The sequence below is a fragment of the Verrucomicrobiales bacterium genome (assembly GCA_016793885.1).
Taxonomy (GTDB): domain Bacteria; phylum Verrucomicrobiota; class Verrucomicrobiia; order Limisphaerales; family UBA11320; genus UBA11320.
The window spans coordinates 1-22,837 of the sequence record JAEUHE010000086.1; the positions used below are offsets into that span (position 1 = coordinate 1).

General features: G+C 59.5%; 13 protein-coding genes and 1 tRNA gene. 10 read left to right on the top strand and 4 right to left on the bottom strand.

Annotation, left to right across the window (positions count from 1 at the left end):
• The first annotated feature begins 384 nt into the window (after positions 1-384).
• The 6 genes from JNN07_10165 (at position 385) to JNN07_10190 (ending at position 9,970) form a co-directional block, all read left to right on the top strand.
• The gene (locus tag JNN07_10165; protein MBL9168094.1) at positions 385-1,014 is read left to right on the top strand and encodes a TetR/AcrR family transcriptional regulator; all 630 of its coding nucleotides are present in this window, start codon (positions 385-387) and stop codon (positions 1,012-1,014) included.
• A gap of 20 nt (positions 1,015-1,034) precedes the next feature.
• A complete protein-coding gene (locus JNN07_10170; protein MBL9168095.1) occupies positions 1,035-2,279 on the top strand; it encodes an efflux RND transporter periplasmic adaptor subunit in 1,245 nt (414 codons plus the stop codon).
• Between the two features lie 9 nt (positions 2,280-2,288).
• Complete coding sequence (locus JNN07_10175) at positions 2,289-6,908, top strand: multidrug efflux RND transporter permease subunit (GenBank protein ID MBL9168096.1); 4,620 nt, start codon at positions 2,289-2,291, stop codon at positions 6,906-6,908.
• Positions 6,909-7,158: 250 nt separating this feature from the next.
• Positions 7,159-8,655, top strand: coding sequence for a hypothetical protein (locus JNN07_10180; GenBank protein MBL9168097.1), 1,497 nt, complete (start codon positions 7,159-7,161; stop codon positions 8,653-8,655).
• Between the two features lie 52 nt (positions 8,656-8,707).
• Positions 8,708-9,760 carry a low specificity L-threonine aldolase gene (locus JNN07_10185; protein ID MBL9168098.1) on the top strand — a complete coding sequence of 351 codons (1,053 nt, stop codon included), beginning with the start codon at positions 8,708-8,710 and terminating at the stop codon, positions 9,758-9,760.
• A 123-nt stretch (positions 9,761-9,883) separates the two neighbouring features.
• A tRNA-Leu gene (locus tag JNN07_10190) sits at positions 9,884-9,970 on the top strand.
• Positions 9,971-10,419: 449 nt separating this feature from the next.
• On the opposite strand, the gene JNN07_10195 is transcribed toward JNN07_10190, so the two are convergent.
• A complete protein-coding gene (locus JNN07_10195; GenBank protein MBL9168099.1) occupies positions 10,420-11,520 on the bottom strand; it encodes a hypothetical protein in 1,101 nt (366 codons plus the stop codon).
• Positions 11,521-11,906: 386 nt separating this feature from the next.
• Between JNN07_10195 and JNN07_10200 the strand changes: the two genes are divergently transcribed.
• Complete coding sequence (locus JNN07_10200; protein MBL9168100.1) at positions 11,907-12,926, top strand: hypothetical protein; 1,020 nt, start codon at positions 11,907-11,909, stop codon at positions 12,924-12,926.
• A 260-nt stretch (positions 12,927-13,186) separates the two neighbouring features.
• Here JNN07_10200 and JNN07_10205 read toward each other — a convergent pair whose 3' ends face one another.
• Entirely contained in the window at positions 13,187-14,494 is a 1,308-nt protein-coding gene (locus tag JNN07_10205) for a hypothetical protein (GenBank protein ID MBL9168101.1), read from the bottom strand.
• A gap of 466 nt (positions 14,495-14,960) precedes the next feature.
• On the opposite strand from JNN07_10205, the gene JNN07_10210 reads away from it, so the two are divergent.
• Together JNN07_10210 and JNN07_10215 are read left to right on the top strand one after the other, a co-directional pair.
• Positions 14,961-15,212 (top strand): hypothetical protein, encoded by a 252-nt coding sequence (locus tag JNN07_10210; GenBank protein ID MBL9168102.1) that lies wholly within the window; start codon positions 14,961-14,963, stop codon positions 15,210-15,212.
• A gap of 153 nt (positions 15,213-15,365) precedes the next feature.
• The gene (locus JNN07_10215; protein ID MBL9168103.1) at positions 15,366-16,457 is read left to right on the top strand and encodes an acyltransferase; all 1,092 of its coding nucleotides are present in this window, start codon (positions 15,366-15,368) and stop codon (positions 16,455-16,457) included.
• Positions 16,458-17,106: 649 nt separating this feature from the next.
• On the opposite strand, the gene JNN07_10220 is transcribed toward JNN07_10215, so the two are convergent.
• Positions 17,107-18,444 carry a leucine-rich repeat domain-containing protein gene (locus JNN07_10220; protein ID MBL9168104.1) on the bottom strand — a complete coding sequence of 446 codons (1,338 nt, stop codon included), beginning with the start codon at positions 18,442-18,444 and terminating at the stop codon, positions 17,107-17,109.
• A 235-nt stretch (positions 18,445-18,679) separates the two neighbouring features.
• Positions 18,680-18,847: a hypothetical protein gene (locus tag JNN07_10225; GenBank protein MBL9168105.1), complete on the bottom strand. Its 168-nt coding sequence runs from the start codon at positions 18,845-18,847 to the stop codon at positions 18,680-18,682.
• A 47-nt stretch (positions 18,848-18,894) separates the two neighbouring features.
• On the opposite strand from JNN07_10225, the gene JNN07_10230 reads away from it, so the two are divergent.
• Positions 18,895-22,800 (top strand): hypothetical protein, encoded by a 3,906-nt coding sequence (locus tag JNN07_10230; GenBank protein ID MBL9168106.1) that lies wholly within the window; start codon positions 18,895-18,897, stop codon positions 22,798-22,800.
• Positions 22,801-22,837: the final 37 nt, after the last annotated feature.

Genomic DNA, 22,837 nt, shown 5'->3' on the forward strand with positions numbered 1-22,837 from the left:
AGTTCACTTCCAGTTGCTCTCCACGGACACATTACTGCGCCGCAGTTACTTTCAGTCACAGGCCTGGTGAACATAGGCCTGACAGGGACTCTCACCCTGCTATGTTGGTGCGCTTCACAGTCGCACTAGCGACGTCCGTCCCCGGACGTTCCCCCCCGGATGGGCCGGCGCCCCGACCTCCGGTGCGGGGCAGGCTGGCCCACCCTCCACTGTCGCGTCGTCCATGTTGGACGATCCCCAGCCCCGGGCGCCGCGGGCGTCTCCTTCACCCTTCCCTCTTTCCGCACCCCCTGGGCACCGCCCCCGCCATCTGTCTAAAACAAAAAAGTTGACCGGTCGGTAGGTTGAGCTATTTCTTGCTATACGTAGTTCAATAATCATCGCATGGCACGACATACCGACTCCAAACAACGCCTACTCCAGATCGCCACTGAATTGATTTGGGAGAGCAGTTACGCCCACGCCAGCGTGGATCGGATCTGCGAACGGGCCGAGATCAAGAAGGGAAGCTTTTATCACCACTTTACCTCGAAGGCACAGCTGGCTCTGGAGACGTTGGAAACCCAGTGGGCACAGATGAGACCGGCACTCGATGAGATTTTCTCCCCGTTGGTCCCACCGCTGGAACGCATTCAACGATTCTTTAGACATGGCATTGAATTACAGGTATTTATGCATGATAAAGTAGGATTCGTGTGCGGATGCCCACTGGTGTCTCTCGGATCCGAAATCAGCACGCAGGAACCTGCGCTCCGGTCCAAGGTCGCCGAGATTTTGGACTACAAGTTGCGGTATCTGGAAAGCGCGATTCGCGAAGCCCGGGACCTGGGGTTGATTGAAACTCCCGATTCGCATCAGACCGCCCAAATCATTGCCGACTACGCCGAGGGAGTACTCACACGCGCGCGCATCATGAACGACCTGAACCCGGTGCTCCAACTCGAGACCGGAATTCTCACCATTTTGAAGCCATTGGCCCAACCCGCGGGCACCCCGTCTGGAATTCACGCCTAAAACCTACCTACTGGTCGCCTATGTACTCTGCCAGCCTTGCCTACCTGCCTGCCGTTTCTCCTGCTAGCCGCCGCACGCCCCGCCGCCATTCGGTCGCCCTAGGTCTCGCACTCCTTGCGGTTGGGCTTCTTTCAGGCTGCAAACCCGGAGCAGATTCACCCGCTGCAAGCGGCCCGGGTGGAGCGCCCCCGCCGCCCCCAGAGGTCGTGGTAGCCGCTGCCGAGGGCCGTTCCATCGTGGAGCATGACGTCTTCACCGGGCGCTTGGAAGCCGTGGAATCGGTCGAGGTCCGACCCCGGATCAGCGGCCACATCCAAGAGGTGCGCTTTAAGTCTGGCCAGATGGTCAAGGCGGGGGACGTGCTGTTCGTCATCGATCCGCGCTGGCACCAGGCCGAATTCGAGCGCAGCGCCGCCCAACTCAAAGGTGCAGAGACTCGGCTGGCAAACGCTGAAAAGGAGAATGTCCGCGCCCAGGATCTCCTCGCCCAAAAGGCGATCAGCAGCGAAGAAGCCGAATCCCGCGCTTCACGCTTGCTGGAAGCCCATGCCTCCGTCTCGGCGGCGAAAGCCGCCCATGCCTCGGCGAAGTTGGACCTGGAATTCACCGAGGTAAAAGCCCCCATCTCAGGTCGCGTGAGCCGGGCGCTGATCACCGCCGGAAACTACGTTAGTGGAGTGGCGGGAGCAACGACGGTGCTGACCACCCTGGTGAGCGTCGATCCGCTCTACGTCTATGCCGACATGGACGAACGGGCGTTTCTTAGATTCCAGGGACTTCAAAAGCAGGGACAGCTGCACCTGGATAACGGCCAGGTCCGCATCGAAGTGGGGTTGAGCAACGAGGAGGGCTTCCCTTACCAAGGATGGGTGGAATCGCTGGACAATCGACTGGATCCCTCCAGCGGCAGCATCTTGGTCCGAGGCGTCCTGCCCAATCCGGACGGTCACCTGATTCCCGGTCTCTTCGCGCGCGTCCGAGTCCCGGCCAGTGCGCGGCAAACGGCCGTGCTCATCAGCGACCGCGCCATTTCAACCGACCAGAGTCTTAAGTTTGTGCTGACACTCAGCCCAACCAACACGGCGGAATATCGGGCGGTAAAATTGGGGCCCATCCTGGATGGGAAGCGCATTATCCGCGAAGGCCTCCAACCGGGTGAGCAGGTGATCGTGAACGGCCTCCAACGGGTCCGCCCCGGTATGCCGGTCAAGCCCGTGACGGAGACCGCCTCGACCGCTCCCGCTCCTCAGGAAAAACCCCTCTGAGCCCAGCCCATGAACTTCTCGCACTTTTTCATCAAGCGCCCCATTTTCGCCGGGGTCCTCTCCATCCTGATCCTGGTCGTGGGCGCCATCGCCTTGTGGAAGCTGCCCATTAGCGAGTATCCGGAAGTCGTTCCTCCTTCCGTCGTCGTCCGCGCAGCTTACCCGGGTGCCAACCCCAAAACCATCGCGGAGACGGTTGCTGCGCCGCTGGAGCAGGCCATCAACGGCGTCGAGAACTCGCTCTACCTGTATTCTCAGGCAGCGAGCGACGGCGTCATGACGCTCACTGTCACCTTCAAGCTCGGCACTGACGTCGACAAGGCGCAGGTTCAAGTGCAAAACCGCGTCTCGCAGGCCCTCCCGAAACTTCCCGAGGAGGTTCGCCGCATCGGCGTCACCACCACCAAGCAGTCCCCCGACCTCACCATGGTGGCACATCTCTATTCGCCCGGAGGTCGCTACGACGAAGTTTACCTGCGCAACTACGCCACGCTCCAGGTCAAGGATGTGCTGGCTCGCATCCCAGGGGTGGGCACCGTCGAGATTTTCGGCGCGGGTGAATATGCCATGCGCGTGTGGCTGGATCCCAACCAAGTCGCCGCCCGAGGTCTGACGGCAGGGGACGTGGTCCAGGCGATCCGCGAACAGAACGTGCAAGTGGCCGCGGGAGCGGTCGGACAACAGCCGATCGGACGGTCCGTGGACAGCGAGCTGCAAATCAACACCAAAGGACGGCTGGTCACCGAGGAGGAGTTCGGCGAGATTATCGTCAAGACCGGCGCGAACGGGGAGAAAACGCTGCTTAAGGATTTGGCGAGGGTTGAGCTGGGTTCTTCAGGCTACTCCCTCCGCTCGCTCCTCGATAACCAGACCGCCGTGGCCTTGCCCATCTTTCAGGCGCCGGGTGCCAATGCCATCCAGCTTTCGGACGATGTGCGAAAAACCCTCGCCGAGCTCCGCAAGAATTTCCCCGATGGCATCGACTTCGCCGTGGTTTATGATCCCACGGTTTTCGTCCGGAAGTCCATCCGCGCCGTCATCACCACGCTCGTCGAGGCCATCCTCTTGGTGGTCATCGTGGTGATCCTGTTTCTTCAAACCTGGCGGGCGTCGATCATCCCCCTCGCGGCGGTGCCCGTGTCGCTCGTGGGGACATTTGCGGCCATGCACGCGCTCGGGTTCAGCATCAACGCCCTTTCGCTGTTCGGACTGGTGCTCGCCATCGGCATCGTGGTCGACGATGCCATTGTGGTGGTGGAAAACGTGGAGCGAAACATCGCGCTCGGTTTGAGTCCGGTGGATGCCACCAAAAAAGCGATGAATGAAGTAACCGGACCGATCATAGCCACCGCGCTGGTACTCTGCGCTGTCTTTATTCCCACCGCCTTTATCAGCGGCCTGACCGGACAGTTTTACAAGCAGTTCGCCATTACGATCGCCATCTCCACCCTGATCTCCGCGTTCAATTCGCTCACGCTCTCGCCAGCCCTCAGCGCCATCTTGCTGCGCCGTCATGACGCTCCGCCCGACCGGCCGACGCGGATTCTGAACTTCCTGCTCGGATGGATCTTCCGCCCTTTCAACCGGCTCTTTCACCGCGCTGGCCTGCTGTATGCCACGGGGGTCACCCAGACCATCCGAAAAACCGCGCTGGCCCTGCTCCTTTATGCCGGGCTCGTGGTGCTGACCGGCTGGGCTTTCAACAAGGTGCCCACGGGCTTCGTGCCCATCCAGGACAAACAGTACATCGTGGCCTTCGCACAGTTGCCCGATGCCTCGTCGCTGGACCGCACCGAAGAGGTGATCCGACGCATGTCCGATCTCGCCCTGAAGCAGCCGGGAGTCGAGCACGCGGTCGCGTTTCCCGGGTTGAGCATCAACGGATTCGCGGTCACCCCCAACGCCGGCGCCGTCTTCATCACCCTCAAGCCATTCGAAGAGCGCCGCACGCCCAACCTCAGTGGTATCGCGATCGCCGGCGCTCTCAACGAACAGTTCGGAGCGATCAAGGAAGCCTTCGTCATGTGTGTGCCGCCGCCGCCCGTCAATGGCCTGGGCATGCTCGGCGGATTCAAGATGTTTGTCCAAGACCGGGCGGACGTCGGTTTTGATGCGCTGTTCCAAAACACCCAGGCGCTCATTGGCAAGGGATATCAGACCCCGGGCCTCGCCGGACTCTTCTCCACCTTTACGGTCAATGTGCCGCAGGTGGATGCCGAGGTGGACCGGGTCAAAGCCAAGGCCCAGGGGGTCCCCCTGCAGAATTTGTTCGAAACCATGCAGGTGAACCTCGGTTCGCTTTATGTGAACGACTTCAACCGGTTTGGTCGAACGTTCCAAGTGATCGTGCAGGCGGATGCCCAATTCCGCGAACGCGCTGAAGACATCACCCGCCTCAAAACGCGGAATGCCAAAGGTCAGATGGTCCCGCTGGCAGCCCTGGTCACCGTGAGCGAAGCCTACGGGCCGGATCGGGTGATGCGCTACAACGGATTCCCCGCCGCCGAGATCAATGGCGGCCCCGCACCCGGCTTCAGCTCCGGCCAAGCCGAGGCCCTCATGGCCGGGCTGGCCGAAGCCAACCTGCCCAAAGGCCTCTCCTATGAATGGACCGAGCTGACCTACCAACGCATCCTGGCGGGGAACACCGCGGGCTACATCTACCCCTTGTGCCTCCTGCTGGTGTTTCTGGTGCTCGCCGCGCAATACGAGAGTCTGCGGTTGCCCATCGCCATTATTCTCATTGTTCCCCTCTGCCTGCTCTTCGCCTTGGCGGGTGTCTGGCTATCCAACGGCGACAATAATGTGTTTACTCAAATCGGGCTGATCGTTTTGGTGGGCCTCGCCTGCAAGAACGCCATCCTCATCGTCGAGTTCGCCAAGCATAAACAGGATGAAGGCATGGCTCCGGTGCCGGCCGCGATCGAGGCGGCTCAACTCCGCCTGCGCCCGATTCTCATGACGAGTATCGCGTTTATCGCCGGCGTCTATCCCCTGGTGACCAGCACCGGCGCCGGTGCCGAGATGCGTCAAGCCATGGGTGTCGCCGTGTTCGCCGGGATGATCGGAGTAACCCTGTTTGGCCTCTTTCTGACTCCGGTGTTCTACACCTTCTTGATGCGACTAGGTCGAAAGGCCCACTCACAACCCGCGCCCGATCCAGCCGGTCCCTCCATCGGAAAAACCGGCCTGGCGGCAGGGGGAACCGCCGCGCTGCTGACGGGCTTTCTCGTCCTCGGCTGTGGCCTGGTCGACGCGGGGGCGGGTGTACTGACCGTGGGTCCCAATTATACGCGGCCAACCAACAATGTACCGGCCGGGTTCAGCGACGAGCCTCTGGGGGATTGGAAGGAAGGGCGCCCGGCCGACATGATACCGAGGGGCAATTGGTGGACACTGTTCCAGGACGATGAGCTGAATCGTCTCCAGGAACGTGCCCTCGCCGGCAACCAGGATCTGAAAGCAGCCATCGCGCGCGTCGAACAAGCTCGCGCCTCCAGCCGGCAATCGAAGTCGGCCTTCTTTCCCGATCTGTCGTTCGATCCCAGCTACGCTCGCACCCGCTATTCCCCCAACGCCGGCCTCGCCTTCCCGTTGGATCAGGCAGGCAACATTCGGGTGCCTTTGGACCTCAATTACGAGCTCGACCTGTGGGGACGAGTGCGTCGGGTTTTCGAAGCCTCAAAGCGGAATACCGAGGCCCGAATGGCGGCTTTCGAGACGATACGCCTCTCCCTGCACGCCGAAGTAGCAACCCTCTACTTTACGTTGCGCAGCACCGATGCCGAGCTTTCCACGGTTCAGCAAACGGTGACCCTCAGAAAAGAGGCGCTCGACATCGTCAAGTCCCGGTTCGCCGCCGGGGGGAGCACGGAACTGGAAGTGGCTAGGGCGGAAACGGAACTGGCCTCGGCCGAGAGCGATCTGGCCGTGATAACCCGGCGTCGTCACGAGCTTCGCACCTCCCTGGCCGTGCTCCTGGGCGAGCCCGCGAGCACTCTGCAAATCCCCACCCAGGGCTCCTTCCAGATCCACGTGCCAACCGTGCCGGCGGGATTGCCCTCCGATCTGCTGGAACGTCGGCCCGATATCGCCGAGGCAGAGCGGGATCTCGCCGCCCGCAACGCGCGAATCGGAGTGGCAAAAGCGGCCTTCTTTCCGACAGTGAAAGTCACGGGCTTCGGCGGATTCGAAAGCGCCGACGTCGATACGCTCTTCAACTGGCAAAGCCGCATTTGGTCGATTGGCCCCAGCATCACCCTGCCCATCTTCCAAACCGGCCGAAACCGTGCGGCGCTGCGACAGTCCCAAGCCGCCTGGTCCGAAGGTGTCGCCCTATATCGGCAGCGTGTTTTGATCGCGTTCAAGGAGGTGCAAGACGCCCTGACCGCCTCCCGCCTGCTCAAGGAGCAGGCGGACGCTCAGCACCGGGCGCTCGAGGGCGCGCGACGCGTCGCCGAGCTGTCCCGGAAGCGATACGATGCCGGATTTGTCGGCTACCTAGACGTGGTGGAAAGCGAGCGCACCCTGCTTGGATTCGAGCGCGCGACGCTCCAAACCGCGGGCCAGCGCCTCGTGGTATCGGTGCAGCTGATTAAGGCCCTGGGCGGTGGGTGGACGAATCAGTGATTTCACATGGTTCATTGCACATTGCTCATTTTTCATTGGGTCCATGAACCCGCAGGGTTCACAGACATTGGCCGGGGATCGCAGATCCCCGGTCCCTAAGAGCATTCCGGAGCACCCCGTAGGGCGTGCCACCTCGGTTCCCAATGTGCAATCAGCGTGACCTCACCCGCCACATTCTGCATTGAACCCCGCCCCCCACGTCGGTAGCGTGATTAGGTCATTGGAATAACACGCAGCGAGTCCAGTCATCATGAGCATCCAGTCAATCGTTACGGCGATCGTAGTCCTCGGGTTGGCCCTGATGGCGGGTCCAGTGGAGGCCGAACATCGGGCCACCTTCCTCGGCCACCCGGCGCATCGCTTCGCGCCACCGCTCAAGCGCTCGGAAGATCTGCGGCAACTGCTCCTGAACGACGCGCTGCGCGCCGACATTGAGTCGATCCTGAACCAGGCTGGCTGGAAGGGCGACATCGAGGATCTGATTCGCGCTGCCGCCAGCGCCGATATCGTCGAGTGGCGGATTCCAGTGGGTGGTCGGATGCCGTTCATGTCGTCCCGAAAGAAGGGCAAGCCGATCGCGCTGATCGATGTGCTCTGGGTAGGCAAGGAACCGATCGAGGCGTTCGCCTTCCCTTTCTCCTCCAAAGGCCAAAAATACCGGCTGGTCACACCCAAGCCCTGCAGCAACTTCTTCGTGGAAGATCTTGGACCTGAGACCCCGCCCGTGCCGCCGGCAAAACTAGAGCTGGCCCTCAACGTCGCCGCCAGCGGCAACGTGTGCGAGCCGATCGAGTTGGAGGCCACCGTGCGGAATACCGGCGGCTCCCCTTTGACCCAGGTCCGGCTGACGGAAACGCTACCCGACGGCCTGAGGCTGATTGACGACAAAGCCACCCTCACCATCGACGTCGGAGATCTGCCTCCGCGGTCTGGGCGCATCTACCGGGCCTATCTCAAAGCCAGCGCTCGCGGGACTTACCCGCATTTGGCCAAAGTGACTTCGGCCGAAGGATTGGCCGCCGAGGCGACCGCCCGGACCCTGGTGCTCGCGCCTGATCTCACGCTGACCTGCACCGCCCCCGAAGAGATTCATCCGGGACGCCCCGCCAAGGTTTGCCTCACCCTCACCAACCGGGGCGACGCAGCCGAGCCCGGCGCGGTGGTTTCGCTGCTGGTTCCCAACGGAGCAAGCTTCCAGAGCGCTACCGAAGGTGGCGAGTTGGTCGGAGATCTCGTTGTGTGGAGAAACCTCGCCCTGGCTCCCACCGCCGCCACTTCGTTCTGCGCCACCTTTACGGTCGCCCAACTCGGCGCCGTCAATTTTTCCGCCGCCGCAGTAGGGACTTGCGCCCCGCAGGTGGCCACCCAATGCGATGCCAAAGTCTCAGGACTCGCCGCCATTCTTCTCGAAGTCGCGGACATCGAAGATCCTATTTCCGTCGGGAGCCAGGAAATCTACGAAATCAAGGTGACGAACCAAGGCTCGGCGCCGGGAACCGAGGTTTCGATTGTCTGCGAGTTGGAGGACACACAATCCTTTATCTCCGCCACGGGCACAACGCCGGTCCGGGCCGAAGGAGCAACGCTCACGATGCAGACACTTCCCCGGCTCGAGCCGAAAGCGGCCGCATCGTGGCGGGTGACAGTCAACGCCGCCAAGGCGGGCGATGTGAGGTTTCATGTTCGACTCACCAGCGATCAGCTGACGCAGCCGGTGCGAGAGACCGAAGCCACCCGGCAGTTCTAATACACCTGCGGACCCTTTGCGAGATTCCTCAAACTCGAGCCACGGATCGCCCATGATTCAAAGTCCAACTCACATTCGTCACTTCGCCAGCGACAACTATGCGGGGGTCTGCCCCGAAGCCTGGGAGGCGCTGGCCGAAGCGAATCAAGGTCATGCCCCGAGCTACGGCGAGGATCCCTGGACCGCCAAGGCGGCGGATCTCATTCGGGATCTCTTTGAGACTCGATGCGAGGTCTTTTTCACCTTCAACGGCACGGCCGCCAACTCACTTTCACTGGCCTCCGTCTGTCAGTCCTACCACAGCATTCTTTGTCACGAGACCGCCCACTTGGAAACCGACGAATGTGGGGCGCCAGAGTTCTTCTCGAACGGAACGAAGGTGCTCCTGCTGTCCGGGGACGACGGAAAAATCGAACCCTCGGGTATCGAACGCATGGTCAAGAAGCGTATTGATATCCACTATCCGAAGCCCCGGGCGGTGAGCCTCACGCAATCCACCGAGCTGGGAACTGTTTACTCGGTGGAGGAAATCAAGACCATTTGGGCCATGTGCAAGCGCCACGGGTTGAAGCTGCACATGGACGGCGCGCGCTTCTCCAACGCCGTCGCCGCCTTGGGGGTGACGCCCAAGGAGATCACTTGGCAAGCGGGTGTGGATGTCCTGTGCTTTGGCGGGACCAAGAACGGAATGCCCGTTGGCGAGGCGGTGGTTTTCTTCAACCTAGATCTGGCCAAGGAGTTTGATTATCGTTGCAAGCAGGCAGGGCAACTCGCGTCGAAGATGCGGTTTCTCTCGGCCCCGTGGGTGGGCATGTTGAAGAATGGCGCTTGGCTTAAGCACGCGAGCAACGCCAATGCCATGGCCGCGCTGTTGGAAACCGAGCTCCGCAAGGTTCAAGGAATCAAGATCCTCTTCCCGCGGCAAGCGAACGCCGTGTTTGTCGAGTTGCCGGCAGGCAAGCCGGAGGCGCTGCGGGAACTGGGCTGGCGGTTCTATCAGTTCATCGGTCAAGGCGGCTGCCGCTTCATGTGCGCCTGGGACACCACCGAGCAAGACGTGCGTCAGCTCGTGGCCGACATCCAGAAGGCTTTGGCGAGCAACTAGCATGGGCCCCATTCCGTGTAGGCGACGAGGTCACGAGTCGTTGGGGGCGTTCGGCTCATCGTTTTCCTGATTTGAGCACTTGCACTCATCCTGGGTGCTCGATACTTTCTTCCCTGCTTGGTAGCCGACGTGGCGGAATTGGCAGACGCGCTAGACTCAAAATCTGGTACTCGGAAGAGTGTGTGGGTTCGACCCCCTCCGTCGGCACCAAAAAGGCGCTTCGCGCCTTTTTGCCACGCCCTAGCCTCGGCGAAGGCGGAACGTCAGGAGTCCAGGGCCACCTTCCCCACCCAGCCCAAGCGACCATTTCCGTAGCCTTGCCCGAATGGATGAAACACCCCTATGGACTGCGCGTGGCATGCCACCGCTTTTCCTTCACCTTACTGACCTTCCACGGCGCGCGCCTACTGAACGGGGCAACCAAACCCGCGTAGTGTCATCCCTTACGACACAAAAGACCCCACGACAAACTGGTCGAACGTACGTTCACCGACTTGGTCGTGGGGTCAAACCTGAATCCCCGGGCCACATAATTCATTCGCATCCTTAGCCTAAAAAGGAGAATGGAGAGGTATTGAGATGTGCAATAGCTTGGATGCGCATGGCTTGCGACGAAGTGATGCGTATCGAGAAGGTGATACAGCGAACTTCGACAAAGGTCATGACCGCCGAGATTTTGCATCAGACCGATGCCGGGCCATTCCCTTTTTTAGGCTTAGCCCTCCAGAAAGTCCGCTCCGAGCATCACTTCCCTGTTGGAGAACGCGGTAGAGCGGAGCCAGACGCGAGCGGGTGGTAATGCCGAGCTTCTCGAAGATGTGACGGAGGTGCGTGCGGACGGTGCTGACGCTCACTCCCAGGGCTGTGGCAATGTCCGCATTGTCGTGGCCGTCAGCAGTCAATCGTGCGACTTCCTGTTCGGCGGGCGTGAGCCGGGAGAGACGGGATAGCGCTCGCGCAGCTTCGGCATTCTCCGTCGGGGGAAGATGGAAGTGAATGGCAAACGAAGGCTGCAAGGCTCGGCCGGCCCTGGTTTCGACGACGCGAATCTCGGCGCGGAACTGAGAATCCGACGGGCAAACCAACGAATCATGCCGAGCCGCTTTGCCCACATCACCCGCGAGCACGGCCTGTTCCCAGCTCCTCCTCAAGGCGTGGCAGGCGGACTGGATTTGCGCGGGAAGTTTCCGGAACGGCTTCAGTCCACGAGCTGCGGACGATCCCTTCGCACGCCAGGCAGACATGGCTCCGCGTCCGGCGGCATTGCAGTAGTTCACGGCACCATTCCAGCCCGCGATCACGATGGGCAGAGGTAGTGCATCAATCGCGTGTTCCAATGACAGATGCGCGGCGAATCTGTTCTCCAGCGAGAGCAGGCGCTTGACGACGGCCTCCAGATGAGGCTGCAACTCACTGAGAAAACTCATCTCGGCATCGGAGAAATCACCCTGCTTCCCCGTGCGGATGGCGGCCAACTGGCCGATGAATCCTCCGTCCGAATTCCAAAACAGAAGCGCCGCGCCAAAGCGCCAGCCCATCGGTTTCAGGAACTCCTCGTGGAACGCGCGCCCATTGGGTGAGTCCGGCAAGTAGTGATCACTCATGCGAGCCACGGGGGCGAGGGGCCTGTCGCGAATGGCGTCGTTCAGCGGCGCGAGCTGGGAAAACCGTTCCATGTTGGGAATGGCTAGAGTGCAGCGCATGAACATTGGCGTGATGCCGAGCGAAGGCAGTCCGATCAGAACGTTGTAAACGGGCATGGACGCCCTCATGAGCTTGACGCACGCTTTCCAAACCTCCTCTGCAGTTGCCGCACGTTGCAGTTCGATGAACGCTTCTCCTACTTTCCTCCGACCACGAATCAAATTCTCCATGGCGCACTTTCATACCCAAATGCATAGGAGGTGCAAAGTGAAAATCGTCCTGACGGACGATAGACGCGGCGGAAGACAATCGGCTATTGCTGGTCCTGAAATCGGAAAGGTGAGGAACGAAATAAACCGCGATGCATGCCTGGCGATGTAGGGAAACAGGATTCGGGGGCAGCGGCAGCAAGGATTGTCTGTAACCTTCTCGCCCAAACGCTTTGGAAAGGCAGTGAGAACCAGTCGATCAAAATAACCCACACTCAAACCAAGGAAAAAACATGAACATCAGTTGTATCATCACCGGAAAATTCAAAACCCTCGCCGTGCTCGCCCTGAGTTTCGTCGTGGCCGGCGTTGCGACCACGTCCATGCAAGCCGAGAGCTTCGGACGATTCAGCAATCCTCTCCTGATCAAAGGCTACAACACATACAACAACGTGGGCTTCGTCGATCCAGCCAACCCGACCATCCTACAGGTGAGAACCGACGGCCAAGGCGGCGTCTCCCATCTGGGCAAGATGCGGAGCTGGTCCACCGATCAGCAAAGCGATCTCACTACCGGTCAGATCACGGCGAATTACACCTTTGAGGACGAGAACGGCGATCAACTCGTCATGTTTGGCACCGGGCCGTCTGCCTTACAGCCGGATGGACGGATTACTTTTGACGGGACGTTCACGGTGACGTGCGGAACGGGGAAATTCAGACGAGCCAGTGGCACGCTGAGTTATGAAGGCTGGGCGCGCACCACGGATTTCGTCACCGGCGTGGGCATTGGGTTCCTGACCATCGACGGGATGTTGTATGGAACCAAGATCCATCGAGACACCCCTTTTGCGGTTGCCGATCAGGGGATCGGAACCATCTTCAATGATGGCCAGGATTTCACCTACGCAGGCGCGGGTTTCGCCACAGGAGTTGGGCGGTTCGACAGTGCGGCTTCCAGCACCCCCGGCCCGTTCCGTGCCGCCTTCGTTGGCTTCGTGGACGGGCGCATGGTCCTTTCGTCCTCGTTCGAGACGGTTTGGACCGTTCGAGGCGGCGATCAAATCCGACTCTCGGGAGTGGAGTTCATCTCCTTTGCGGTCGTGACGTTGCCCGACGGAACTCAGGTGCCGGATTTTTCTCAGACCAGCATCCCGGAACTCTATTATACGGTGGAAGGCGGGACGGGACGTTTCCGGAACGCCCAAGGCGTCTACTTTGCTAAGGGAACCTTTGCACCCAAAAGCCCCGATACCGTTGATGCCCGATGGAAGGGATTGGGCTTCTTCTCCCGCAATTGTGGAGAGAGATAGGGTTTACCAAGCACCAAGGGTCAGATCTGGATGGCGCCCAGATAAAGGTTAGGATTGAGGGGGATTGGGCGCCTCAATAGACGCTCGGCACCCACACATCCCTTACTACTCCAAAGACCCCACGACCAATTCGCCGAACGTACGTTCAGCGAATTGGTAGTGGGGTCTGTTTCCATCGAAACCTCTCTCAGAGCAGCCCCGACCCAGATTTAATCCGATTCATGGGAAGCAGTCGCTCAGGTGAGGAAAAGCCGCAGAGATCAACGTCGCGAAGCGGATTCAAGCCAGCGGCGGTCATCCAGTCGGATGAGTCCTTCAACGAGCACAAGCGCCAAACAGAGAGTAGGAATAGCAAACAACAGGCCGTCGCGCCCGGATTCAAGCAACGAGAAAAGAACCAGCAAAGCGAACGCACACATCAAACCAAACAAAGGAACTCCCAACATCCACAGAAGCCAACGGGGGCATCGTGAAATCTGAACGTTTCCCCACCTAACGCTGATCGCACGAAACGTCGTAGCCACAGGTAGCAGCGCCAGCCATTTAAGCCCGCTCATCACAGACTGATCCCATCGGAAAACCGGAAGAATCAGCCTCCCCAGGAGGCACTCGTAAGCCAATAATGGCACGGCCAAAAGAAGGCTCATGCTCAGGCTGTGCTTGAGATGCAAGGCAACGAGATCACGTGAGCGAACTGGGACGCATTCCGCCATCGATGTGAAGGATTGATCCATCCCGAAAACATCGTATCCGCGGTGCCACGACCATGGGATGGCTAGCACCAGACTGAGCACGGGTGGAACTCCCATCAGGAACAGCATCCAGTGCTCGATCCAGGGACGAAATAGCACGAGAAGAAGCGCTCCAAAGGCCAGGACCAGGACGATCAACAGGTAGCTCAGCCTAAGAGCCTCCGCACGCGGTTGGACCAGAGTCCATAGGGAACGCTGGCCCGGCGTGGCTAGGCGCAAGAGCCACCGGTCAAGGAGCGACGAGCCGCTCGGTAGCAAAGGAGGCCGACTCGTATTCTCACTCCATCGAGATGCTTCTTGCGCAACCAGATCCTCCACCCGAGAGCGCAACGTCTCCGAGCCCGCGAACTCAGCGGGGTTAGCTGGGGTCCGAGGCTGTGGCGTGACCTCTTCTGCAGCTTCCCCCATCTCATCCCCCACCAGGGCGAGGGAGTTACGCTCAAATCGGTTGGAATAGTGACGAATGACAGCTAGTCGGAACAGGAGAACAGCCGGAAGTAGTCCTAGCAGAAATAGTCCGAGTCGACCGCTGGACGCGTTGAGAGCGGATGTGGTTTCCGGATACACATGCCACTCCCGCAGGACCCAGCCGAGAGGAATCACGGACGCGAGAGTATCGCTCTGGTTCCGAAGAAACTGAAGCCCGACCTCGTACACCGCTCCGTCTTTCGGAAAGAAAATGCCCACAAACACGGCTCCCGCTACCAGGGTAATGATCCATCGCAGAAAGGGAATCAGAAGAGCGAGTAGAGCAAGCCCTTCGGTTAACAGCCGCAGCACGACGGCACCGATAACGGCATGGAGGGTACTCGCCACTGACGCCTCATGAATTCCTGCCCAGATCAGACAGCCAAGAAAAATGGGTAGAAAAAATCCACCAGGGAAGCCATTACATGCGGCCCAGTTTAGCTGGTGTTCAATCGCGGCCGACGGCGCGACCGGCCAAAGTGCCAAAGTATGAAGACTCGGGTGGTCAGTGCACGCCGTTCGGAGAGGTCCGAGATACCACCGAACACCCAGTATCCACCAGAGGCATGCCATCCCTGGTCTTACACTCTCCTCTACGCGACCGCTCAACAGGATGAATCCAAAGCCGCACACATACAGCACGAGGAGAAATGCTGTCGCCCAATGCTTCCTGGTCCCAGCCTCTAGACGCCTGCCCACCCCGCGCAGCCGGAGAAAGTGTCGATTTTCCCGTGACCGAAGGCTCGTGTGTATCTGCGCCTCCAACGCATGGTTGTTGAAGGACTCAGCCACAAGTCAGACGTTGCAACAGTTGATGAAGTGCCGAATCCCCGGAAGCGGAGCCTTGCCTGAGACTCGAAACAGACTCGACCGCCCTCAACCGGCCCCGGTGAAGGATGGCAATCCGATCAGCGAGCGATTCGGCGATCTCAACGATCTGCGTAGTGAAGATGACACAATGTCCTCGGCTGGCGGCAGCTCGGGCCTCATGACGAAAAACCCGCAGTTCGATCGAACATCCATCCAGGGCGACACACGCTCCGTAGCGTTTGGTGGCTTTTTTTAGCTCCAAGGTCACACCGAGCACCTTCGTACATGTCCGAAATGCTGGCAAGGGGATTTGGAGCCTCCTCGGCGCTCGGCGCCCGCGGTGGAAGTGCACACCACCCCAGGATTTCAGGGGCTTGCCTAGCGAAGAACTCCTAACCAGCATCAGGCCATGTCCACTCAGCGAAGCCACGCCATGGATCACTTGCGGATCGTGCTGACGCTCCTGGTGATTCTTCACCACACGGCCATTGCCTACGGGGGCTCGGGCGGTTGGTATTGGCGGGAGCAACCCAACGGTTCCCAGCCCTTGCTCCTTTTCTTCAATGCGATCAACCAAAGCCATTTCATGGGTTTCTTCTTTCTGTTGGCGGGTTATTTCACCCCGTCCTCCTTGGATCGAAAGGGAGCAAGCCGTTTCATACAGGATCGTTTGCTCCGTCTGGGGGTGCCACTTCTGATCTATTTTTTTATTCTGTCTCCACTAACCATCGCCCTCGCCAGGACCAGCCGGGGAGAACCTTTTTGGAGCGGCTGGTGGGCCAGGTTCACTGGCGGAAGTTTTGGCCCCGGGCCTTTATGGTTCGCGCAATCATTGTTGATTTTCTCCGCCGGCTACCTGGCTTGGCGACGCCTTCGAGCACATCGATCCGACGCCGGCCCGGAACTTCCGCGATTCAGAACTCTCGCCGTAACCGCGGTGACGCTCGGGTTACTTTCCTTCGCAGTGAGGTTGGTTCTGCCCGTCGGCAAAGAGGTGGGTTGGATGCAGTTAGGATACTTCCCTTGTTACGTTTACCTTTTTGCCGCCGGCTGTGCTGCCGAACGATCCAAACTGCTCGAGAGGATCACCTTCGAACAGGCACGACCCTGGTTGTGGGTCACCTTGGCGGCGCTGGTAAGCTTGCCCGCCGTAATACTGACCCGGCAGGGAAAAGGGGCCTTCGAAGGGGGCTGGAGTTGGAACGCGTTCTTTTATGCGCTGTGGGACCCCTTCATGGCTTGGGGGATTATTCTCGGCTCGCTGTGGGCAGCGCAACGCTACTGGTCGGCACCGAGTCGGCTCACGAGCTGGCTGGCTCAGCAGGCCTACCCCGCCTTCATCATTCATCCTCCCGTAATCGTCGGTCTAAGCTTGCTGGCCGCCCGCTGGAATGAACACCCGATGCTCAAGTTCGTGGTGGTCGGCGCGGGCGCTTCGCTTCTGAGCTTTGTAATCGGAGCATCGCTCCGTCGACTCCCTGGTGCTGGGCGGGTTCTGTAAGCCCAGTGAGATGCTTTCAACCGGAAATATCTTGGCGCCCGCGACCGATTATTTCGTACGTACGTACGAATAATCGGTATCGCCAAACTATGCCGCGAGAGAGTTGGCGGCACACCTTCTAGATCCAAGCAGTTCGACACTTCGTGGCTATTCCATTGCCGGTCAGAGGGTTGGAAGTTCCTTGTCGCTCCCAACGAATCGGTTGCTTGGGGCCAGTGGAACGATCTCAACCTCAGATGCCTTGTCGAACGCGACGGATTATTTCGTACGTACGTACGAATAATCGGTAACGGCAGGCTGTGCCGGGGATCACGCAACCGGACGGGGGAGGCCTATGCTCTTCGATCTTCTAACTGGATGGATAAATGCCCCAATCGTTGCAGCCGGAGCTGGTCAAGGTTCGACGACGAATTCCCGACTCGAGGAGGCTTGTGGCCAACGACCTATCAAGCCCGGTTTCAAGCAACGAGAAAAGAACCAGAACCAGCAAAGCGAACGCACTCATCAATCCGAAGAAAGGAATTCCAAACATCCAGAGAAGCCAACGGGGACATCGTGAAATCGGTGGTTAGTCCAGTCTTGGCTTTAGGGTTAGAGGCTCATTGCGGCTCCCTCCAGCAGATCTGTCACAAGGTCGTTGCGACGGCGCTCAGCGTTGGGTCTCCACCGTAATCTTGTAGAATCGGGATTCGGCGTCGATGGGTATTACAATGCGCGTTTGAGCTGTTTCAGCAACCCGGCTGGCTGCTAGCGACCAAGGACTGGAGATACTGGTGGCGCTACGAATTCCGTAAAAGCGCCCAGGAACGCTACCAAAGTAAAGCGCGTGAGTGTCGGACGGTAGGGGGCTACGATCGGACTCCGTCAACCATTCAGGGTTTGAATCCAACACCAGCCGTAGAACGGAGGCCGTATCGGCAGCATTAGTGCCCGCGAGCCACTCCTGTGCATTCGACATACCATCTTGATCGGGGTCCTCAGTCTCGCCAATCGCATCGGGCCGCTGGGCAAGAAGACCGCTCTCCTCGATCCACACAGGATAGGGAATCAGCGGCACCCAAACCGCGGTCCGTACACCCCCAAAGGTTTCAACCCACCCACCCGCTCCGGCACGGTGAAAAGCCCTTGCAAGCTCCGGCAGTCCGATCAACTCAGACGCCGTGGGAGCATCCCCATCGAAATACAAACCCAGCAAGTTACTGCATCCAACGAATGCACCTGGTCCGATCGACGTGACGGAGCGAGGAACCAAAAGGCTAGAGAGGCTTGAGCAACCTTCGAATGCCGCAGGCCGGTACGGTTGCTCCCGGTCAGATGGCATAGATAAACGACCGGTGATGTGGGCCAGCCCGGTTCCGAGATTGAGGTTCGTTAAGCTCGTGCAGTACGAAAAACCACCTAAGTCAATATTGGTCACTGTCGAAGGGATCGTCACAGAGCTTAGTTGATTACAAGCTACAAACGCGTAGGCGCCTACGTACTCGATTCCCTCGCCCAGCTCCAACTGCTTCAAACGTCGGCATGAGCCGAAGGCACCGAAATTGATGGCGGAGACACTCCCAGGGATTACTGCACGCGCCAGTTCCGAACAGGAGTCGAAGGCACCTGCGCCAATGCTGGTCACTCCCGACGGGATCTCAATACTCGTTAATTTGGATCGCGAAAACGCCGAGGAACGAATCGACCAGAGGGTATCCGGAAGACCAACCGAAGTAATGGGTTGGTTGTAAAAGGCCGATTCGCCAATCTCTCGAACTGCCGCGCCAGCCAAAGCAGTTGGAATAGTCACCACCTCGGACGCGCCGTGGTATCCAGTCACCACTGCTCCTCCAGCAACAATTTCAAAGCTATAATCGCCGAGTATTTCGCCAAAAGTCGGACTTTCGATCCCAATGCAGACGGGGATAGCACAAAGGAACACCGATTTATAGAGTGTCATAGGCTGAAGCAATCGTCGGATATGCTTGGCTTTCCACAGGTAGACCATGAATTCGCACATTAGCCCTCTCCCACCGATTTTCGCAACATAGAGGCAGCGAGGAATCCTGTCGATGCAATTTGGAAATCGCCTCCCCCCTGGCAACAGGCCAACGAAGTGGCCATCAGAACAAACGAAGAAAACGGGGGATCAGGACACCCACCGGAGGTCCACGCCGAGACCAACCAGCGTCTGCACTGGGTTGATGTCAAAGGCGCTCTTCAGCAAAGTCAGCCAGCACCATTCAACGCTTGATGACCTCGACGTACACGCCGAGCGCGATAGCTCCGAGGAAAGTGGCAACCGCTCCCATTACGATGCTAATCGGGATCACCGCCAGCGCAGTCAGGAGTGGACCAAGCAGCGTGTGCGCCCGAAACCAGGCGGCGGACTCCGAAAGAGCCAGCGCCAAGTCTAAAAGTGAGTTGAGAAACGCCTCCTCCGTCGTATAGTAACCTGATGTCTCAGCCCAGCTCGTACATGGCTTACACGGTAACAGCTCCACGGCCCAACCAGCATTTCAACCTGGAGCGTTCCACCGTGACGCGGGCGAACAAACCCTTTCAACGATGGGGACGCTTTCATCGGGCGTTCCTTTCGCTGTGCCTGGTGCTCAGCCTACACCGATCTGCTCTGGCAGACGGAGTTTGCGACATCACTCTTTTCGGCAAACTCTACGAGGTGTTTTATGTCCCGCCTTCGGGAGGCATCTTTCCACGATTCAACGCGATCAGCGAAGCGATCGAGTCCGAGACCACCTTCGGCAAGCGCGTTAATGCGGCGGTGGTGGGCACCGTGGGGGGAGGAACAGCGGGGGCCTACAGCAAGTATGGCGGTCAATATGTTGTCGATCCCAAGGCCGACGCCCGTCAAGCCCTCTCCGAAGCGGAGGACATTAGCGCTGACGGAAAGTACATCATCGGCTGGCGTCACGACTATCCCGTCCTCTCCAGGCTGCCGCGCGCGTTTGTCGTCATGCCGGGAAAAGGTTTTCAGTACCTGGACGAACTGTTTCCGGCAGTCAAGGAACTGGCTCAACGCATCTATCCCCCGGGTGTTCGGCAGCCTGGGGCACTTCCAAACCAATACGGCACCCGGGGAAGAAAGGTGAACAACTCGGGCATGATGCTGATCGAGGGCGTGCCGCACCCCGAATCCGGATCGCGGTACTATCTGGTCTCGATCGAAGGCAAGGTGACTCCCATCGACCCGGACAGAGGCCTCGATCTGGACGAGTGGGGGCAGGCTCCCTTGCCTTCGCAATTGGCGATCAACCCAGCCGGGCAAGGGTTGATCACCGACGTGAATACTTTGGGGTATGTCGGATCGCGGCCAGGGTTCATCGATTGGGTAGGCGGCCACATTGACCTGCGGGCGGAGATCCTGTCGCAATGCGACAACGCGGCCCTTAAGGAACAGTTTGTGGATCCAAGCGGAAGCAGGCCGGTCTATATCAACGACGCCATGCACATTTGTTATGGCAACCTGCTACTCATGCCCGCTTGCCCCGAAATCGAGCTGCAGGTGCAAGGCGTTTCGGGATTTGAGTTGGTGGACGGCAAAGTCTCGCTGCGGGTGGGCAAGCGGTTTAAAGTCAGAACGACCATTCGCAACCTGGAGCGAGGTAGCGTGGAGGCGTTGCAGGTAACGCCCACTGGGACAGCTGCATTCTTCAAGCTGGTCACTCCTCCAAATCCGCCCATTCCAGATCGGATCGGCCCCACTCAAACGTTTGTCTCGGTTTCAGAATGGGAAGTGTTAAGGCCGGGAGAGTTTGTGGGAAACTGGACCCTGACAGCCCAAGGATCGTGCGGCCCCGTCAACGACGAGACGCCAGTATTGACCATTCCGGTGCTCCCAGACCTGGAAAAGAAGATTGTGGTGAACTCTGCCGCCGATCGCGGACGCAAGGCCGGTGTCGATTGCTGTGATACCGGAGAAAAACTGTCCAACGGAGATCCGGAATGCACGCTGCGAGCCGCTATCGAGGCGGTCAACTCCGGCTGTGCCAGCCATGTCGAATTTAAGGTGCCCGGCGCCGCGGTTCCTCGAATTGTGCCAGCAACCGCACTCCCCGCCATCACGAAGCCGGCCCTGCTGGACGCAACCACCCAGTCAGGCGGGTTCGTGGAGTTGGATGGGGCGGCCATCGGTGGCCGGGGCCTCGACATCGCCGGAGGCGACACTGCGATCCGCGGCTTTGTCATCCACAGTTTTGGCGGCGACAAGGGAGTGGGCATCCTGCTGAGAGGCCCGGGCGGAAATATCATCACGGGAAATCGGCTTGGCACTGAAGTCAACGGCAATGCCGCGCGAACCAATACCGTCAGCATTGGCATCGATAAAAGCTCCCTCAATCAGATCGGTGGCGACGCCGCGGGCGACGGTAACGTCATCGGAGGAAATGGCATCGCCATCGCCGAAGGCGAGGGAAATCGAATCCTAGGCAACCGAATCGGCCTCGGTGTCAATGGACTGGCCTTGGCAGAAGCTCGCTATGGGGTGCTGCTGGTCGGTGGACGCGGAACCAGCGTGGGAGGCCCGGGAAGCGGCGGGAATCTGATCTCAGGCAATGTAGGAATTCTCCTCAACTCAACTGCCTCCATCGAGGACACGATCATTGAAGGGAATCGCATCGGACTCGAAGCAAGTGGAACTTCGGTGGGGGCGACCGCGCGTGATCCACGCGTCGGCATCGCCGTCTTCAGCGACAACGGGCTCACGGTCCGCAACACCCGGATTCTAAACAATGATATCGCGGGGCATCGGCTCGACGTATTCCTCGCCGGTGAAGCGGTCTCCGATAGCGTGGTGGAGAAGAACCGAATCGGATTGGCCTTCAGCGGCTCGGGAGCCCTGCCCACCGGTTTAGCTCCCAGCAAGCTGCTCTATGGCCTGCGGGTGGATCGCGCCGCTAACGTCCGGGTGACCGACAATGTGATCGCAGGTCATGAATGGGATGTCTTGATCTCGGGAACAGAGCAATTCGAGGTCGATCCCGATGATGGTGAGATTTTTCTGTCCGATCCGGACAACCCCTTGGAGACCAGCCCGGATCTCACGCCGGTAGCCGGCGCCTTGATTGAACGGAACACCATCGGGTTGAATTCCCTCGGCGCTGTTCCCGTGGGCACGGACTCCCATACGGGGATCGCTGTATTCGGCGGAGCACAGGGCACCGTGATACGCGACAATATCGTGGCCGGACATGCGGAGAACGAGGTCTGGCTTTCGGATGGCGCTAACCACGTCATCGCCGGGAACCGACTAGGGACGCCCGATGGCATCGATCGCGGCAGTCAGACCGGTTTGCTGCTCGATGACGCCAAATCCGTAATCGTCGGACCCTCTGGGGTTTCTCCGGGAAACACGATCGGATGGAATGCCGTGGCCGGAATCCATGTGCGTGGCGCGGCGATCGATCCCGTGATTCGGTTAAACCAGATCGGCGTCGATCCTACTGCCCAAGCGGCCTGGCCGAACGGGATAGGCGTCCAAGCCGGAACCGCCGGTGAGGCCGGGGCGGCGACCGGATTACGTCTCGAGAAAAACGTCATCGCCGGCAATACGAAAGCCGGCGTCGGCCTTACCTTGACCAACGAGACCGTCCTCCAAGGAAACCGAATCGGCGTTTCACCGATCGGCTCGGCCCTACCCAACGAAACCGGCGTTGCCGTTGGCGGCACTCCGGTGCAACTCCTGCAGAACACAGTTGCGCACAACAAAACCGTAGGAATTGCGATCGTGGGGAAGGAGCCGACCTTGATCCAAGGCGGTCCGATCTATGCCAACGGAACAGGATTAAGCTTTGAGGGAATTCTTTACGATGCCCCGCCCACTCCCCCGTCGGGACCTCCGGTCATTTTGCGCTCAACGGCGGGAGACAGCGGCAAAGTCACCGTGGTCTACGTCGTGGCCGCGGCGGGAGGTGTGGGTGAGGTGGAGATCGAAATCTACGGCAATCGCGCGCTGGAAAGTCAGGGTCGAACGCCGTTGATTCGCCGGACGACGCCGGCTGCGCAGGCACTGATCGGGAAAATCGAAGTCGAACCAAGCTCCGCGTTTGCGGTGCTCGAGACCTTTAGCGTTACGATCACTCGCGACGGAAGAACAAGTGAGTTCAGCGAAGCCTCGCCAGGCCTGCCTTTCGAATTGAGCAAACCCAAGTTGGTGGCCGTCAGCGACACGGAGTTGACGATGCAGTGGTCCGGTTCACCTCTCATCGTTCCCGAAGCGTCCGATAGCCCCGATGGACCATGGGAGCCGGTCACCGCGCAGCCCGTCCTGGGCGCCGACGGAACCGCGGTGCTGACCTTGCCCACTGACGCTGGAACCAAGTTTTTCCGCCTGCGGCTGAACTTGTAGCTCAGGCGCGGAACTTGAGTCGAGCCGTGGGTAATCC

Bases quoted from the DNA above. Each gene is read 5' to 3' on its own strand.
- JNN07_10185 (MBL9168098.1), top strand. From the start codon at position 8,708: ATGATTCAAAGTCCAACTCACATTCGTCACTTCGCCAGCGACAACTAT.
- JNN07_10180 (MBL9168097.1), top strand. From the start codon at position 7,159: ATGAGCATCCAGTCAATCGTTACGGCGATCGTAGTCCTCGGGTTGGCC.
- JNN07_10165 (MBL9168094.1), top strand. From the start codon at position 385: ATGGCACGACATACCGACTCCAAACAACGCCTACTCCAGATCGCCACT.
- JNN07_10175 (MBL9168096.1), top strand. From the start codon at position 2,289: ATGAACTTCTCGCACTTTTTCATCAAGCGCCCCATTTTCGCCGGGGTC.
- JNN07_10215 (MBL9168103.1), top strand. From the start codon at position 15,366: ATGTCCACTCAGCGAAGCCACGCCATGGATCACTTGCGGATCGTGCTG.
- JNN07_10220 (MBL9168104.1), bottom strand. From the start codon at position 18,444: ATGGTCTACCTGTGGAAAGCCAAGCATATCCGACGATTGCTTCAGCCT.
- JNN07_10200 (MBL9168100.1), top strand. From the start codon at position 11,907: ATGAACATCAGTTGTATCATCACCGGAAAATTCAAAACCCTCGCCGTG.
- JNN07_10195 (MBL9168099.1), bottom strand. From the start codon at position 11,520: ATGCCCGTTTACAACGTTCTGATCGGACTGCCTTCGCTCGGCATCACG.
- JNN07_10170 (MBL9168095.1), top strand. From the start codon at position 1,035: ATGTACTCTGCCAGCCTTGCCTACCTGCCTGCCGTTTCTCCTGCTAGC.
- JNN07_10230 (MBL9168106.1), top strand. From the start codon at position 18,895: ATGTCTCAGCCCAGCTCGTACATGGCTTACACGGTAACAGCTCCACGG.
- JNN07_10210 (MBL9168102.1), top strand. From the start codon at position 14,961: ATGAAGTGCCGAATCCCCGGAAGCGGAGCCTTGCCTGAGACTCGAAAC.